Annotated in this window: 17 protein-coding genes; 8 read left to right on the forward strand and 9 right to left on the reverse strand. The window is 70.3% G+C overall.

Features of this window, described 5'->3' with window-relative positions:
- Positions 1-49 precede the first annotated feature (49 nt).
- The 4 genes from F0L46_RS20580 to F0L46_RS20595 all read right to left on the reverse strand — a co-directional run bounded on the left by F0L46_RS20580 (position 50) and on the right by F0L46_RS20595 (position 2,263).
- On the reverse strand, positions 50-766 hold the full coding sequence (locus tag F0L46_RS20580) for a DnaJ domain-containing protein (protein ID WP_149821087.1): 717 nt from the start codon (positions 764-766) through the stop codon (positions 50-52).
- Positions 763-1,503: a VWA domain-containing protein gene (locus tag F0L46_RS20585; protein WP_188312063.1), complete on the reverse strand. Its 741-nt coding sequence runs from the start codon at positions 1,501-1,503 to the stop codon at positions 763-765. The genes F0L46_RS20580 and F0L46_RS20585 overlap by 4 nt, the downstream gene beginning before the upstream one ends.
- A 63-nt stretch (positions 1,504-1,566) precedes the next feature.
- Positions 1,567-1,926, reverse strand: coding sequence for a hypothetical protein (locus F0L46_RS20590; RefSeq protein WP_149821091.1), 360 nt, complete (start codon positions 1,924-1,926; stop codon positions 1,567-1,569).
- An 82-nt stretch (positions 1,927-2,008) separates the two neighbouring features.
- Positions 2,009-2,263 (reverse strand): hypothetical protein, encoded by a 255-nt coding sequence (locus F0L46_RS20595; RefSeq protein ID WP_149821093.1) that lies wholly within the window; start codon positions 2,261-2,263, stop codon positions 2,009-2,011.
- A 113-nt stretch (positions 2,264-2,376) separates the two neighbouring features.
- On the opposite strand from F0L46_RS20595, the gene F0L46_RS20600 reads away from it, so the two are divergent.
- Both F0L46_RS20600 and F0L46_RS20605 read left to right on the forward strand, forming a co-directional pair.
- Complete coding sequence (locus tag F0L46_RS20600; protein WP_149821095.1) at positions 2,377-3,561, forward strand: MFS transporter; 1,185 nt, start codon at positions 2,377-2,379, stop codon at positions 3,559-3,561.
- A gap of 71 nt (positions 3,562-3,632) precedes the next feature.
- On the forward strand, positions 3,633-4,103 hold the full coding sequence (locus F0L46_RS20605) for a DUF411 domain-containing protein (RefSeq protein ID WP_149821097.1): 471 nt from the start codon (positions 3,633-3,635) through the stop codon (positions 4,101-4,103).
- Here F0L46_RS20605 and F0L46_RS20610 read toward each other — a convergent pair.
- Both F0L46_RS20610 and F0L46_RS20615 read right to left on the reverse strand, forming a co-directional pair.
- A complete protein-coding gene (locus F0L46_RS20610; RefSeq protein ID WP_149821098.1) occupies positions 4,042-4,920 on the reverse strand; it encodes a phosphatase PAP2 family protein in 879 nt (292 codons plus the stop codon). The two genes, F0L46_RS20605 and F0L46_RS20610, sit on opposite strands and share 62 nt — an antisense overlap.
- Positions 4,917-5,855: a lipid kinase gene (locus F0L46_RS20615; protein ID WP_149821100.1), complete on the reverse strand. Its 939-nt coding sequence runs from the start codon at positions 5,853-5,855 to the stop codon at positions 4,917-4,919. The genes F0L46_RS20610 and F0L46_RS20615 overlap by 4 nt, the downstream gene beginning before the upstream one ends.
- Before the next feature lie 223 nt (positions 5,856-6,078).
- Here F0L46_RS20615 and F0L46_RS26295 point away from each other — a divergent pair, with 223 nt between their 5' ends.
- On the forward strand, positions 6,079-6,255 hold the full coding sequence (locus F0L46_RS26295) for a hypothetical protein (RefSeq protein ID WP_188312064.1): 177 nt from the start codon (positions 6,079-6,081) through the stop codon (positions 6,253-6,255).
- A gap of 10 nt (positions 6,256-6,265) precedes the next feature.
- Here F0L46_RS26295 and F0L46_RS20620 read toward each other — a convergent pair whose 3' ends face one another.
- Entirely contained in the window at positions 6,266-6,925 is a 660-nt protein-coding gene (locus tag F0L46_RS20620) for an RraA family protein (protein ID WP_149821102.1), read from the reverse strand.
- A 154-nt stretch (positions 6,926-7,079) separates the two neighbouring features.
- Between F0L46_RS20620 and F0L46_RS20625 the strand changes: the two genes are divergently transcribed.
- The 4 genes from F0L46_RS20625 (at position 7,080) to F0L46_RS20640 (ending at position 10,042) form a co-directional block, all read left to right on the forward strand.
- Positions 7,080-7,556 carry a response regulator gene (locus F0L46_RS20625; protein ID WP_149821104.1) on the forward strand — a complete coding sequence of 159 codons (477 nt, stop codon included), beginning with the start codon at positions 7,080-7,082 and terminating at the stop codon, positions 7,554-7,556.
- Positions 7,557-7,723: 167 nt separating this feature from the next.
- Positions 7,724-8,812, forward strand: coding sequence for a Ppx/GppA phosphatase family protein (locus tag F0L46_RS20630; protein WP_149821106.1), 1,089 nt, complete (start codon positions 7,724-7,726; stop codon positions 8,810-8,812).
- The gene (locus F0L46_RS20635) at positions 8,809-9,522 is read left to right on the forward strand and encodes an RlmE family RNA methyltransferase (protein WP_149821108.1); all 714 of its coding nucleotides are present in this window, start codon (positions 8,809-8,811) and stop codon (positions 9,520-9,522) included. Before F0L46_RS20630 ends, F0L46_RS20635 begins: the two co-directional genes overlap by 4 nt.
- Before the next feature lie 43 nt (positions 9,523-9,565).
- Positions 9,566-10,042 carry a hypothetical protein gene (locus F0L46_RS20640; RefSeq protein WP_149821110.1) on the forward strand — a complete coding sequence of 159 codons (477 nt, stop codon included), beginning with the start codon at positions 9,566-9,568 and terminating at the stop codon, positions 10,040-10,042.
- Positions 10,043-10,125: 83 nt separating this feature from the next.
- Here the strand turns inward: F0L46_RS20640 and F0L46_RS20645 are convergent, their stop codons facing one another.
- Together F0L46_RS20645 and F0L46_RS20650 are read right to left on the reverse strand one after the other, a co-directional pair.
- Positions 10,126-10,983: a dienelactone hydrolase family protein gene (locus F0L46_RS20645; RefSeq protein ID WP_149821112.1), complete on the reverse strand. Its 858-nt coding sequence runs from the start codon at positions 10,981-10,983 to the stop codon at positions 10,126-10,128.
- A 54-nt stretch (positions 10,984-11,037) separates the two neighbouring features.
- On the reverse strand, positions 11,038-12,450 hold the full coding sequence (locus F0L46_RS20650) for a DHA2 family efflux MFS transporter permease subunit (RefSeq protein WP_149821114.1): 1,413 nt from the start codon (positions 12,448-12,450) through the stop codon (positions 11,038-11,040).
- 228 nt (positions 12,451-12,678) lie between these two features.
- On the opposite strand from F0L46_RS20650, the gene guaB reads away from it, so the two are divergent.
- Complete coding sequence (guaB, locus tag F0L46_RS20655) at positions 12,679-14,172, forward strand: IMP dehydrogenase (RefSeq protein ID WP_149821116.1); 1,494 nt, start codon at positions 12,679-12,681, stop codon at positions 14,170-14,172.
- Positions 14,173-14,180: the final 8 nt, after the last annotated feature.

Raw genomic sequence — 14,180 nt, forward strand, 5'->3', positions numbered from 1 at the left:
CTGCCAGTAAAACCGACAGCGGCCCGTATGGCCGTCCGCGCGTGGAGTATCAGCGATGTCGGCTCAGCAAGATCTCCTTGGCCCCGTTGACCCGGGCCGCAAGGTAGGTCGTTCCACCCTGGTCGGGGTGGAGCTTCATCATGAGCGTCCGGTGGGCCCGCCGAATCTCTTCGGGCGGGGCGCCGGGCTCAAGGCCCAGGATCTGATAGGCCTCCTCTTCCGTCATCGCGCCCGGCTTCGCCTGGGCACCAGGCCCCGCGTCGTGGTCTCGATCAGCGTCTACACGCCAGCCGGGAAACCGGCGGTCGAGATACGCCTCTAGGAGCCGCAGGCCGTCCGGATCGCGGGCGGCACACTCGGCGAGGAGCGCCTTGAGGGCGGGCTCGGGCAGGTCCCCCAGGCGGCGCCCGGCATGGGCGCCGGCCAGGACCGAGCCGGACATGTGTCCCGTATCGTGATCGAGCTCCATCTCGATCATCGCGGAGCGGACGCGCGAGACGGCCCCGGAGGAGGGCGTGCTCCGCGGGCTTTGACCAAGGCGCGGGAACGGCATCCAGCCCCATCCGAGAAGCCACCCGCCCGCGCCGCCCACGAGAAGCGCCATGTCGATCCGCCCACGCACGAGCAGCAAGGCGGCAAGGCCGAGAGCCGCGACCCCGCCGACCCGTTTCGCGGTCCGCGCGAGCACGGCGGGGTTCGCGCCCGCGAAGAACTTCGAGACCCACCAGATCACGGCCAGGGCCGCGAGGCCGTAGAGAAGGCTCATCGGCCGCCGCCCGGCATCGCCGTGAGGAGCCGGCGCGCCTCGCCTTCCCGGGATGCCAGGCGGTGGAGCGCCACCGTGCCGCCGCTCGCATAGGCCGCGGCGGCCCGCAGGAGGCCTGCGAGCCGGCCCGCGGCCCCGGCGTCGAAATGAGCGTAGGCGCCGCCCGTCAGCCGCGCGATCTCGCGAAAGGCCCGGCCGGCGTCCGCGTCGGCGCCCTCATGGAACATGAAAGCCTTGACGCCGAGAAGCCCCAGCTCGCCCGCCACGGCGCAGAGCTCGTCGACGGGCTCCTCCATGGCGTCGCCGACATAGACGAGCGCCCGCACCGGCGTCCGCCCGGCTTCGGTGCGCACGTGCCGCAGCACGCGTGCGATCTGGGTCTGGCCGCCGCGGCAGTCGATCCGGCCCATGAGCGAGGTCAGCGCCGCCGCGTCGGCGACCCAGCGCGAGGAGCGGCACTCGTCGAAGCCCCGGAAGTAGACGAGCTGGACCGCGAGCCCCGCAAGGGACGCGGTCGCGCCGAACATATCCGCCTGAAGCCGGCAGGCCAGATCCCAGGTGGGCTGCCGGCTCATCGTCGCGTCGAGCGCGAAGACGAGCCGCCCGCGCGGATCCGAGTCGGCGACCGGAGCAAGCCGCTTGGCGCTGCCGAGGAAGGCATCGATGGCCGAAGACCCCGCCGGGGCAGGAGCCGTTGCGGGGTTCGCCGTCTTGAGAGGTTTGGAACTGTCGTTCATCGCCAGCAGGATGTGGCGATTTCGGCCCGCGATGCAATCGCGGGCGGGATCGTCTGGCGGCGGCTAGTGGAGGACCCGGGTCTCGGGGCTGGTGCGGGCGACGCGCTCCCAGGCCAGCAGGGCGCTTCCCTCGACACCGCTGTCCTGCAGCGACTCGCTCAAGGTGATGAAGTGGCGCTCGGTGGTCTGAAGCTCCGCCGCGAACGAGATGTCGTCGATCGCCTCCAGTTCCGCCGCAGCATAACGATCGAGCGCGGCAGACATATCGGCGTATGCGAAGGCCACCGGCAGCGTGCGGAAGATGGTCGCGAAGGTTTCGTGAAGATCGCCTGTCTCGAGATCGCGCATCTGAACGAGATAGCCGTCCGAATGCTCGCAGACCTCATACCGCCAATGCCGACCTTCGGAGGCGGAAAAGAGCATCGCGTCTCTCCTCAACATTGTTACGGATGAACAATGCCGTTCGAGGCCGCCCGGTTCCGCCTGCAGGCTTGACAGGCTCGTGTCAGCGGCTGGCGCCGGTCTCGACGCGCACGCGGCCGCTGATTCGCACCTCGGTGCCGTTGCCGAGATCCACGAAACCCGGCGTGCGGCCGGGGCGAAGCCCGCCATTCGCCGCCGGTGCCGCGGCCGGGCAGCCGACCCGCTGCGGCGGCGTGACGCCGGGGGGCAGATCGCGAGGCGGACGGCAGTCCGGACGCGCCGAGGCCGGAACGGCTGCGAGCAGGAGCAGGGCGGCGGGGAGGAGGTGCTGCGTCATCGGGGGAGCCTAGCACGATGTGCCCGACGAGCACGAGGCGCAGGGGTGGCGCGCGCGCGTTGCAAGGCGCGGGGGCTCGCCTTGGCGCGGCTGTGCCGTTAGCGTCGGGGGACATGAACCCATCCGACGCCCAGGCGGGGTCCGTCCGCCGCATCATCATCGTGCTCGCAGTCGCAGGCTTCGCCAGCACCTTCACGACGCGAACCGCCGACCCGATGGTGACCGTCATTGCGTCGGATCTCGGCAGCCAGCCCAAGACCATCGCGCTCCTCGCCACCGCCTTCGCCCTGCCTTACGCCCTGATCCAGCTCATCCTGGGCCCCGTGGGGGACGCGCTCGGCAAGATCCGGGTGATGCGGGTGTGCCTCGTCGTGCTGGCGCTGGCGCTCGTCGCCTCGGCCTTCGTGCGGAATGCCGAGACGCTGTTCGCGCTGCGGGTGGTGTGCGGCGCGGCGGCGGGCGGGGTGATCCCGCTCTGCCTCGCCATGCTCGGCGACCGCGTGCCGATGGAGCGCCGCCAGGTGGCGATCAGCCGCTTCCTCGTCGCCGTCATCGCGGCGCAGCTCCTCGGCGCCTCCGTGGCGGGCATCCTCGTGGGCTGGATCGGCTGGCGGGGCGTCTTCATCGTCTGCGCGGGCCTTGTGTTCGCGTCCACGGGCGCCTTGCTCACGGGAGCCGTGCGCGGCGGGCCGCCGACATCGCCGTTCAGCATCCCCGTCGCGATCGCCCGCTACCGGGCGTTCCTCGCCAATCCCCGCGCCAGAGCACTGTTTTCCTTCGTCTTCGTCGAGGGGGTGGCGGTGTTCGGCATCTTCCCGTTCATCGCGACCCTGCTGGAGGCCGAGAAGGCCGGTGGCCCCACGGAGGCGGGGCTCGCGCTCTCCGCCTTCGCCATCGGCGGCCTGATCTTCTCGGCCCTCGTGGCCTGGATGCTGCGCACGCTTGGAACGCGGGTCATGCTCAGCCTCGGCGGGGTCGTGTGCGCCGCCGGGCTCCTTCTCATCGGCTTCGCGCATGATTGGCGGGTCTACGCCGCCGCCATGCTCGGGATCGGGCTCGGCTTCTACATGCTCCACAACACCTATCAGGTGAACGTCACCGAGCTGAACCCGCAGGCCCGCGCCTCGGCCGTGGCAGTGCATGCCTGCTTCTTCTTCTTGGGCGCCGCCGCCGGACCGGTGATCACGGGTTTAGGCCTTGCCTGGATCGGGCGGGGCCCGACGCTCGCGATCGAGGCCGCCATGGTGGCGGCGCTCGGCTTCGTCTCCGCGCGGATCCTCACGGCCCGGCGCGCCTGATGCGCCGCACGGGGCTGACAGCGTCCCGCCGTGCCCCCATCTCTAGGCCCATCGTCACGGAGAGCTCCGCCATGGCAGACGTCCAGCCGACCCGCCGCACCGTTCTCGCCGCCCTCGCGCTCGCCGGATCCGGCGCGCTCCCGGCCGGCGCGGCGACGCCCCTGACGGTCTACAAGGATCCGACCTGCGGCTGCTGCGCGGGCTGGGCGAAGCACATGCGGAACGCGGGCTTCGCGGTCACGGAGAAGCCCGTGGCCGATCTCGCGGAGGTCAAAGCGAGGGCAGGGGTGCCGGCGGCGCTTCAGGCCTGCCACACGGCCTTCCTGGAGGGCTACGTTCTCGAGGGGCACGTCCCCGCGCACGCCGCCGAGCGTCTCCTGCGCGAGCGCCCGGCGATCGCCGGGCTCGCGGTCCCCGGGATGCCGGTCGGCTCGCCCGGGATGGCGGGGCCCGACCCAGAGGCCTACGACGTGATGGCGTTCACGAAGGAGGGCGTGCCGAGCCTCTACCTGCGGGTTCGCGCAGACGGGATGCCGGGATAGGGGCCGCCGGGGCGCCGGGAACCAGGCGCGGCTCGCTTTCGTGGCGGGCCGGCTTCTCCGCGCCGTCCGCGGGTTCGACCTGGCGCGGGGCGACGCGCTCGACCTGCCCCGCCCGTTGCAGGCGTCGGGCCACAAGCCAGCACAGCGTCGCCCAGATCGACCCGACGCACCAGCCGGCCAGCACGTCCGAGGGCCAGTGGACGCCGAGATAGACCCGGCTCGCGCCGACGAGGAGTGTGATCACGACCGCGAGCGCAAGGACGAATGCCTTCACGCGCCGGTTCGGGTCGAGGCGGGCGATGAGCGCGCCGAGGGTGAGATAGGTCACCGCCGACATCATGGCGTGCCCGCTCGGGAAGCTGGCCGTGAAGACCTCCGTGGCGTGCGGCACGAGATCGGGCCGCGGCCGGTCGAAGGCCGACTTGAGGATGGTTGAGAGCACCGTTCCGCCGCCCACCGCGACGGCCACGAGGACGGCCGCGTGGGTCATGCGGCTCATTGCGAGGAAGCCGACGGTCGCGAGCGTGATCAGCGTCAGGATCGTGAAGCCCCCGAGAGCCGTGATGTCCCGCGCCACCTCCTCGAACCAGAGTGGCCCGATCGGGTCCGAGAGATCCGCGGGATTGCGCAGGGCGAGGATGATCGCGCGGTCGAACGGGATGGCCCGCGCGTCGGTGACTGCGTCGACGAGGGTGAGGAACAGCAGCATCGCCGCCGCCGCGAGGGCGATGACCACGAGGACGCCGATCTCCCGCTTGGCGGTCCCCGTCGACGTCCCGGTCGCCGCGAGCTTGGGCGAGGGAAGGCGCTTCATCATGGGGCCGAGGGCTCGGGCTTCGGCACGAAGACACGCACCGCCTTCGGGAGGACCCGGAAACGGGCTGGCGTGCGGGTGATGATCTCCCCGTCCGCGTTCACGGGCTTCGGGCGGCGAGTGATGACGTCGAACTCCTCGGCGCGGACCTGGCGCACCTCCCGCCAGGCGCCGTGCTCGCCTATCCGAAACGAGCGCGCCATCAGGGCAAGCTTCCAGGCGCGGGTCATCTCAAGGCTGTAGAGGTCCAGATTCGCGTCGTCGATGCGGGCATCGCTGCGGATCACGTTGCCGCCGCCGTAGAAGCGCCCGTTCCCCACCGCGACCTGGAGGGTGACCACGCGCGCGCTCCCGTCCGCGCTCCGGATCGTGGCGCGAAAGGGCTTGGCATGGGTCAGCACCCGCATGGCCGCGATGGCATAGCCGAATCGGCCCCAGCGACGCTTGAGGTCGCCTGTGAGCGAGACGGCGAGCTCGGCGCTGAGGCCGATGCTCGCTACGTTGAAGAAGGGGAGGCCGTTCACCTCGCCGACGTCGATCTCCGCCTGATGCCCCGCCGCGATGACGTCCGCTGCGGCTTCGAGGGTCAGAGGCAGGCCGAGGGTCCGGGCGAGGTCGTTGCCAGTGCCCAAGGGGAGGATGCCGAGGGGGAGGCGGGTCTCGATGAGGCCGGCCGCGGCGGCGTTCATCGTACCGTCGCCTCCGCCCACGATCACGAGGTCGACCCGGTCGGCGAAGCGCCGAATGAGGGAGGACAGGCCGCCCGACTGGTTGCAATCCTCGACGCGGACGTCGAGCCCGCGGCTGCCCAGGAGATCGCCGGCCGAATCGGCCACGTCTGCACCGAGGCGGCTTTTCGCGTTCACGAGCACGAGGGCACGCGGCCGCCCGGGCCTGGCGTGCTCCTTCGTTCGTTTCTCGTCGGCCGATGATTGCACCTGAAAATCCCCGCCCCGCTCACGCCCGCGCTTCGCGACAGGTGAGGAACAGGCTCCGGCAAGGGTGGTTCCGGGGCTGCCTCATTCTGGCCTGTGCGCCGCCACACTTCACGAAAGATTAATAAATATGACTCTGCCAGGAACGAAGGGCTGGGCTCTCTCGTTCCTCTCAGATGGGAACGCCGGACGCCAACGAAGCCGGCCTGTCCAAAGGGAAGACGCCGTGACGAACCTCAACGCTTCCGCGCTCGATACGGATCCCCGGGGCATGGATCTGCTGCGCGCCGTGATCGGCCCGGTGAAGCGCCAGCCCGCGGGCGAGGCAGGCTTCCGCGAGGCCGAGGCCCGCTCCGAGCGCCGCCGGGCTCCGTCGCGCCGGGAGGCCCGCGCGAGCCTCTGATCCCGCGTCTCTAAAGAACCCCGAACCGCTCGAACACCTCTCGCAGCGAGGTGCCCTCCAGGAGGGCATCGCGAGTGCGGTTCTCGGCCGAGACCTTTTCGAGCGCCCGGCCGACCGCCTCCTGAGCGATCGCGTGCGGGATCGCCACGCACCCGTCCGCGTCCCCGAAGATCAGGTCCCCGGGCTCGATCCGCACGCCAGCGACCTCGACCGCGACGTCCATCGCCGCCATCTCGGCGCGTCCCTTCGTGTCGAGCGGGCCGATGCCGCCGCAGAAGACCGGAAAGCCGATCTCCCGAATCCGACGAACGTCGCGCACGAGCCCGTCCGTGAGGCAGCCGGCCGCGCCGCGCACCCAGGCCGCGGTGGTGAGGAGCTCGCCCCAGGGCGCGATCCGCTCCGTCGGCCCGCCGCAGGCCAGCACGCAGACCTCCCCAGGCTTCAGCCCGTCCACGAGGTCCATCTCGATCTCGTACGGATTCCGGCCGGGCTCGACCGCGTAGACCGGGCGATAGAGCCCGGTGCGGGCGAAGCCGCACATCACGAAGCCGTCGTCGAGGGGGCGCACGAACGAGCGCAGCGCCTGGTTCATGTGGCCCATCTCGTCGAGCACGTCCGAGAGGACGGCCGTATAGAGCCTGGCCGCGAGGTCCTTTGGGTCGAGGGTCATGGAAGCCTCCCGGTGGGAGGCTATGACCCGGCCCAGGGCAGGGCAAGGCGGCTTCATCGTTCGTCAACCATGATCGAAAGGGGCAGACGCGCGGACAGGAACGAGTAAGGCCCGCGTCCTAGGATGACGGGGCTCCTGGATCGGCCTCCACGCGATGATCGCTACCCCCACCTTCCCCGATCTCGCCGCCCTCGTCGTCGACGAGAGCCTCTACATGCGCCGCATCCTGCGCGACATGCTCACCCGCGTTGGCATCAAGCGCGTCCTGGAGGCGCCGGACGGGGCCGAGGCCCTCGGGGTCCTGGCGGAGAGCAAGCCCGATCTCGTCATCCTCGACTGGGACCTCGCGATCCTCAGCGGCGAGGAATTCATCCGCCTCACCCGCACCCCGGCCACCTCGCCCGCGCCCTCGATCCCCATGATCCTCATGGTGTCGAAGCCGCGCCGCTACGTGGTGGACCGCGCCATGTCGCTCGGGGTGAACGAGATCATCGCCAAGCCCTTCTCGCCGAAGATCCTGTGGTCGCGCCTCGACGAGGTGATCAACCGGCCCAGGACCTACATCCAGGTGAAGGGGCTCCTGCGCCCGATCAGCCGCGCGCAGCTGCAAGAGGCGAAAGCCGCCGCTTAAAAGGGCCGCCCCCGCCATCACCGGACGAGACCTGCGTCATCAGCCCCGGAAGGCGAGGCTTGGCAGCGGGGACACGCCGTTGTTACTCTCATCCCTAAGTCACACGGCCCGGTCCTCACGCGAGCGGGCCCCGAGGGAACAGGGCGTTGCAGGTCAGAGAGCAAGTCGTGCCGAAGGACGCCGAGTCGGAGCCCGGCCGGAGCGCCGTCGCGCCCGCCTGGACCGGGCGCGCGGCCGAGGAGCCCGCTCCACGGCCGCAGCCCCGGCCCAGGGTCTCCTACGCGGCCCTCGATCTCGGCACCAACAATTGCCGCCTCCTGATCGCTGAGCCGTCGCACCGCAGCTTTCGCGTCGTCGACGCGTTCTCGCGGATCGTGCGGCTCGGGGAGGGGCTTGCGGCGAATGCACATCTGAGCCCGCAGGCGATCGACCGCACGCTGGAGGCGCTGCGCATCTGCAAGGACAAGATGGCCTCCCGCGGCGTGCGGCGGGCGCGCCTCGTGGCAACGGAGGCCTGCCGCATGGCCGATAACGGGCCGGCCTTCGTTCACCGCGTCCGCAGCGAGCTCGGCCTCGATCTCGAGATCGTCGACCGGCGCACGGAGGCCTATCTCGCGGTCACGGGCTGCGCCGCTCTCGCCGACCCCAACGCGCATTCCGTCATCATCTTCGACATCGGCGGCGGCTCGACGGAGATCGCCTGGCTCGACGGGCAGGCCGCGAGCCCGCTCGCGGATCCGACGAAGCGCATCCGCGCCTGGGACTCGCTGCCCGTGGGCGTGGTCACCCTCGCCGAGCGGCACGGCGGTCTCGACGTCTCGCGCGAGGCCTTCGAGGTGATGGTGGAGGAGGTGGCGAACCTCCTGGAGCCCTTCGCCCTGACAGCCGCGCGCGCGCCGCTCGCGCCGGGCTTCCACCTGCTGGGCACGTCCGGCACGGTCACCACGGTGGGCGGCATCCACCTTCGCCTGCCACGCTACGACCGGCGCAGGGTCGACGGGCTGTGGATGCTCGACGGCGAGATCTCGGAGGTGATCGAGGATCTTCTCGACACCGGCTTCGACGACCGCGCCGCCAACCCTTGCATCGGGCGCGATCGTGCCGATCTCGTGCTCGCGGGCTGCGCGATCCTGGAAGCGATCCGGCGCGCCTTTCCGTCTCCGCGCCTGCGGATCGCGGATCGGGGCCTGCGGGAAGGGATCCTGATGAAGCTGATGCGCGAGGACGGCGTCTGGCGCCGGCGGAACGGCCGGTGAGCGAGAAGAAGGGGGAGGGGGCCCGCAACCTCTCGGTTCGCCTGAAGACGGCGAAGAAGCGCACCACCTCGCAGCAGAAATGGCTGGAGCGCCAGCTCAACGACCCCTATGTGGCCAAGGCCAAGCGAGAGGGCTATCGCTCCCGCGCGGCCTACAAGCTTCTTGAGATCGACGACAAGTACAAGCTCCTCAAGCCCGGCCAGCGGGTGGTCGACCTCGGTGCGGCGCCCGGCGGCTGGTCGCAGATCGCGGCGACGCGGGTGGGCAGCCTCGCAGGGCGGGGCAAGGTGGTGGGCATCGACCTGCTCGCGATCGACCCGCTCCCCGGCGTCGATTTCGTGCAGCTCGACTTCCTCGACGAGACGGCGCCCGGCCGGCTCATCGAGATGCTGGGCGGGCCCGCCGACGTCGTCATGTCCGACATGGCGGCCAACGCCACGGGGCATAAGAAAACCGATCACCTGCGGATCATGGGCCTTGCGGAGGTCGCAGCCGAGTTCGCCCGCTCGATCCTCGCGCCGCGCGGCGTCTACCTCGCGAAGGTGCTCCAGGGCGGGACCGAGGGCGCGCTGCTCGCCGATCTCAAGCGCGACTTCGCGGTCGTGCGGCACGTGAAGCCGGCGGCGAGCCGGTCGGACTCGTCGGAGCTCTACGTCCTGGCGACAGGGTTTCGGGGCAAGTCGGCGCTGGCGGACCACGGCGAACCGTGACATCGAGCGCCGCTCCGGTCGAGCCCAGCGGAAAGGATCTCCCATGCGTGCACTCGTCACCGCCCTCGCTCTGAGCGGCGCCGCGCTTCTCGCGCCTTCGGCTCCCGCTCTCGCGCAGCAAACCCTGGTGCCCTGCGCCCGCGAAGGGGGCTTCTGCCGCGTGCCGTACCCGACACGGGTCATCTACGGCGTCCCGGGCCGCACGAGAGCGGCCGACGTGCGCGGGCGCGGCGTGGAGTGCACCAACGAGGTGTTCGGCGATCCGGCTTACGGGGTGCCCAAGCGCTGCGCCTACGTGGCGCGGCGGGGCTACGACGACGAGGACGACGAACCGGTGGCGCGCTGGCGCACCTGCGCGGCCGAGGACGACTATTGCGAGTTCCGCGGCCGCAAGCGCGTACGCTACGGAGCCCGCGGCCGCTACGCCGAGGGCGTGTTCCGCAACGGCGTCGATTGCGACAACGACACCTTCGGCGATCCGCTCCCGGGCGTCCGAAAGAGCTGCCAGGTGCTCGACTAGCGAGGGCAGGGGGGCCCGTTCGATGCCCGCGTGCGGCGTGCATCGAACGGTGAGGGCTGGAAGAAGGGGCCCGTCCCGGCCCCTTAGGCGGCGAGGTTCTTGCGCAGGAACCCGACCGTCCGGCTCCAGGCCAGATCGGCCGCCTCCTTGTTGTAGCGGCTCGGCGCCGTGTCGTTGTTGAAGGCGTGGTTCGCGCCCTCGTAGACGTGGATCTCGTAGGTGCGCCCGGCCGCCTTCAGGGCCGTCTCGTAGGCCGGGATGCCGGCGTTGATGCGCTCGTCGAGCCCGCCATAGTGCAGCATCAGCGGCGCGCGGATGGCCAACGCCTTCTCGGCGGCGGCCTGGCGGCCGTAGTAGGCGACGCCCGCGTCGAGGGTCGGGTCCGCGACCGCAAGCTCGTTCACCGCGCCGCCGCCCCAGCAGAAGCCGACGGCGCCCGCCCGGCCGTTGCCCTCGCCCGACGCATGGAGCCAGGCCAGCGCGGTGCGCGAGGACGCCAGGATGTCATCGGGCTTGAGGGTGCCGATCATGTCGCGTGCCTTGTCCTCGTCCTCCGGCGTGCCGCCCGCGGGGCTCAGATAGTCGAGGGCGAGCGCCAGGAACCCGTCGGTGGCGAGGCGCCGGGCGATGTCGCGAATATGGGGGTTGAGGCCGCGGTTCTCGTGGATGACGAGCACGGCCGGGAACCGGCCGCCGCCCGCCGGCCGGGCGAGATAGCCCGAGAGCTTGCGGGCGGGATCGACCATGACGGTCTCGGTTTTCACGCGGGGATCGCTCTCGGCCACCGTCTGCGCCACGGCATAATTGTTCTGGAGGAGGGGCAGCAGGGCCGCCGCCGCCGCCGTGCCGCCCGCCAGCGTCGACAGCCTGTCGAGGAAAGCGCGGCGGGTGAGGCCGCCATGGGTGAAGCGGTCGTAGAGGTCGATGATACGCTGGTCCATGCCGGGTCTCCTGCCTTTGCGTCAGGATAGGGCGGAACGCGGCAGGGACCAGGCCTATTCGGCGGCGGCGGCGGGACGGGGCGGCTGCCTGTGGCCCGACATCTCGGCGCCCGCGTCCGGATCGAGCCGGACGAAGAACAGGATCGAGAACGCCGACAGAGCGCCGATCATCATGAAGGCCGGCCCGAAATCGGATGCCTGGAGGCTTTCGTGGCCCCGCGCGAGGCTCACGCTCTCGAGAAGGAAGGCGCCCAGCGCGACTCCGGTGCTGAGCGAGAGCTGCTGGATCACGCTCGTGAGGCTCGTGGCGTAGCTCATGTCGTTTCGCGGCACGTCCGCGAACGAGATGGCGTTCAGGCTCGTGAACTGAAGCGAGCGGAAGCAGCCGCCGATGAGGAGCACGCCCGTGATGAGGGCATGGGGTGTCTGCGGCGTGAACCAGCCGTTCGCGACCACGAAGAGCGAGCAGATCAGGGCATTGATCACGAGCACGCGGCGAAAGCCCACGGCGCGCAGCACGGTTGCCGCGAGCGTCTTCATGAACAGCGCGCCGACGGCCGCCGAGAAGGTGAGGAGGCCCGACTGGAGGGGGCTGAGGCCGAAGCCGACCTGGAACATCAGCGGGAGCAGGAAGGGGATCGCCCCCACCCCGACCCGGAAGAGCGAGCCGCCGACGACCGCCGTGCGGAAGGTCGGGATGCGCAGGAGCTCGAGCTTGAGGACCGGCGCCGCGACCCGGCGCGAGTGCAGGAGATAGAGCACGACCGAGATCACGCCCGCGACGGTCGCAGCGATGGAGGCCGAGAGGGGAAGGAGGTGGCGCCCGCCCGTCGCGAGACCGAGCATCAGGGCCGCGAGGCCGATGCCGAGGAGAAGGAAGCCGACTACGTCGAGGGGCGGGGGATCGGGCTCGCGCACGTTCTCGAAAAACAGGGTCGCGAGCACGATCCCGATGATGCCGATCGGGATGTTGATGAGGAAGATCCAGCGCCAGTCGAAATACGTGGTGATGAAGCCGCCGACGGGAGGACCGACCACCGGGCCGATGAGGGCCGGCACGGTCAGGTAGGCGAGGGCCGAGACGAGCTCGGCCTTCGAGACGGTGCGCAGGATGAGGAGGCGCCCCACGGGCACCATCATGGCTCCGCCCATCCCTTGAAGGAAGCGCGCGGCGACGAAGCTGCCGAGGGAGTTCGCCATCGCGCAGGCGATCGACCCGGCCATGAAGACGCCGATGGCGACGCGGAAGATCGTGCGCGCCCCGAACCGGTCCGCCATCCAGCCGCTGACGGGGATGAAGATCGCAAGGCTGATCAGGTAGGAGGTCAGCGCGAGCTTGAGAGCGATCGGGTCCTGGTTCAGATCCGCCGCGATCATCGGCAGCGAGGTGGCGATCACCGTCGAGTCGAGGTTCTCCATGAGGAGCGCGCAGGCGACGACGAGCGGGACGAGGCGGGATTGACGCATGAGGGTTCCGGCGAGTCCGGGTCGACAACCATACCCAACGCACGAGGAAACGATAAGGTGCGGCGGCGCGGGGCTGGAACGTTTCCCGCGCAGGACTGCCACGCTTGGGAAACGCACCCCCGTGACATTCCGGCCTTTCCCTTTCGGGCATGCGCGTGCTACCGCCCCTCGTCAACTCTCGCTGCGCCGCATCGAACCGCGCGGCCCGATCCGCCGAAGGAGTTGGCCGTGGCCCGCATCACCACCGAGACCCTGATCGAAGGCCTCACCTTCGACGACGTACTGTTGCGGCCGGGCCATTCGGAGGTCCTGCCGTCGGACGTCCAGATCGGCACGCGGCTCACCCGCGACATCGCCCTCAACCTGCCGATCATCGCCTCTGCCATGGACACGGTGACGGAGGGCCGCATGGCCATCGCCATGGCGCAGAACGGCGGCATCGGCGTCATCCACCGCAACCTCGATCCGGAGCTCCAGGCCGAGCAGGTCCGCCTCGTCAAGAAATACGAGTCGGGGATGGTCATGAACCCCATCACCATCCATCCCGACGAGACCCTCGCCGAGGCGCTGGCGCTCATGAAGCGCCACTCGATCTCGGGGATTCCCGTGGTCGAGCGGGGGCCGCACGGCGGCAAGGGCAAGCTCGTCGGCATCCTGACGAACCGCGACGTGCGATTCGCCAACGATCCCAACCAGCCCGTCTCCGAGCTGATGACCAAGGACCGGCTCGTCACGGTGCGCGAGGGCGTGGGCCAGGACGAGGCCAAGCGCCTGCTCCACCAGTTCCGCATCGAGAAGCTGCTCGTCGTCGACGATCACTATCGCTGCATCGGCCTCGTGACGGTGAAGGACATCGAGAAGCAGGTCGCCTATCCGAACGCCGCGAAGGATTCGCAAGGGCGCCTGCGGGTGGCCGCCGCCACCACGACGGGGGAGGGCGGGTTCGAACGCTCGGAGCTTCTGATCGACGCGGGCTGCGACGTGATCGTGGTCGACACGGCGCACGGCCACTCGGCCAAGGTGCTGGAGGCCGTCACCCGTGTGAAGAAGCTCTCCAACGCCGTCCAGGTGATCGCCGGCAACGTGGCGACCCGCGAGGGCACCAAGGCCCTCATCGACGCGGGCGCCGACGCCGTGAAGGTCGGCATCGGGCCGGGCTCCATCTGCACGACGCGGATCGTCGCCGGGGTCGGCGTGCCCCAGCTCACGGCGATCCTGGAGGCCGTCGAGGCCGCGCACGCCACGGGCACGCCCGTCATCGCCGACGGCGGGATCAAGTATTCCGGCGACCTCGCCAAGGCGCTCGCGGCGGGGGCGTCCTGTGCCATGGTCGGCTCGCTTCTCGCAGGAACCGACGAGACCCCGGGCGAGGTGTTCCTCTACCAGGGCCGCTCCTACAAGAGCTATCGCGGCATGGGCTCGGTCGGCGCTATGTCGCGCGGATCGGCCGACCGCTATTTCCAGCAGGACATCAAGGACTCGATGAAGCTCGTGCCCGAGGGCATCGAGGGTCAGGTGGGCTACAAGGGCCCGGTCGCGGCGGTGCTCCACCAGCTCGCCGGGGGGCTGCGCGCCGCCATGGGCTATGTCGGGGCCGCGACCCTGACGGATTTCGCCGAGCGCGCCGAGTTCATCCGCATCACCAATGCGGGCCTGCGCGAAAGCCACGTCCACGACGTGACGATCACCCGGGAGAGCCCGAACTACCCGACGCGCTCCTGACGGACCGC

The organism is Salinarimonas soli, assembly GCF_008386575.1.
In the GTDB taxonomy this organism is placed as follows: domain Bacteria; phylum Pseudomonadota; class Alphaproteobacteria; order Rhizobiales; family Beijerinckiaceae; genus Salinarimonas_A; species Salinarimonas_A soli.

What these genes read in the sequence shown, in the direction of transcription:
- F0L46_RS20590 (WP_149821091.1), bottom strand. Translation starts at nt 1,926, where the DNA reads ATGCTCTTTTCCGCCTCCGAAGGTCGGCATTGGCGGTATGAGGTCTGC.
- F0L46_RS20580 (WP_149821087.1), bottom strand. Translation starts at nt 766, where the DNA reads ATGAGCCTTCTCTACGGCCTCGCGGCCCTGGCCGTGATCTGGTGGGTC.
- F0L46_RS20640 (WP_149821110.1), top strand. Translation starts at nt 9,566, where the DNA reads ATGCGTGCACTCGTCACCGCCCTCGCTCTGAGCGGCGCCGCGCTTCTC.
- F0L46_RS20650 (WP_149821114.1), bottom strand. Translation starts at nt 12,450, where the DNA reads ATGCGTCAATCCCGCCTCGTCCCGCTCGTCGTCGCCTGCGCGCTCCTC.
- F0L46_RS20625 (WP_149821104.1), top strand. Translation starts at nt 7,080, where the DNA reads ATGATCGCTACCCCCACCTTCCCCGATCTCGCCGCCCTCGTCGTCGAC.
- F0L46_RS20610 (WP_149821098.1), bottom strand. Translation starts at nt 4,920, where the DNA reads ATGATGAAGCGCCTTCCCTCGCCCAAGCTCGCGGCGACCGGGACGTCG.
- F0L46_RS20600 (WP_149821095.1), top strand. Translation starts at nt 2,377, where the DNA reads ATGAACCCATCCGACGCCCAGGCGGGGTCCGTCCGCCGCATCATCATC.
- F0L46_RS20595 (WP_149821093.1), bottom strand. Translation starts at nt 2,263, where the DNA reads ATGACGCAGCACCTCCTCCCCGCCGCCCTGCTCCTGCTCGCAGCCGTT.
- F0L46_RS20645 (WP_149821112.1), bottom strand. Translation starts at nt 10,983, where the DNA reads ATGGACCAGCGTATCATCGACCTCTACGACCGCTTCACCCATGGCGGC.
- F0L46_RS20605 (WP_149821097.1), top strand. Translation starts at nt 3,633, where the DNA reads ATGGCAGACGTCCAGCCGACCCGCCGCACCGTTCTCGCCGCCCTCGCG.
- F0L46_RS20620 (WP_149821102.1), bottom strand. Translation starts at nt 6,925, where the DNA reads ATGACCCTCGACCCAAAGGACCTCGCGGCCAGGCTCTATACGGCCGTC.
- F0L46_RS20585 (WP_188312063.1), bottom strand. Translation starts at nt 1,503, where the DNA reads ATGAACGACAGTTCCAAACCTCTCAAGACGGCGAACCCCGCAACGGCT.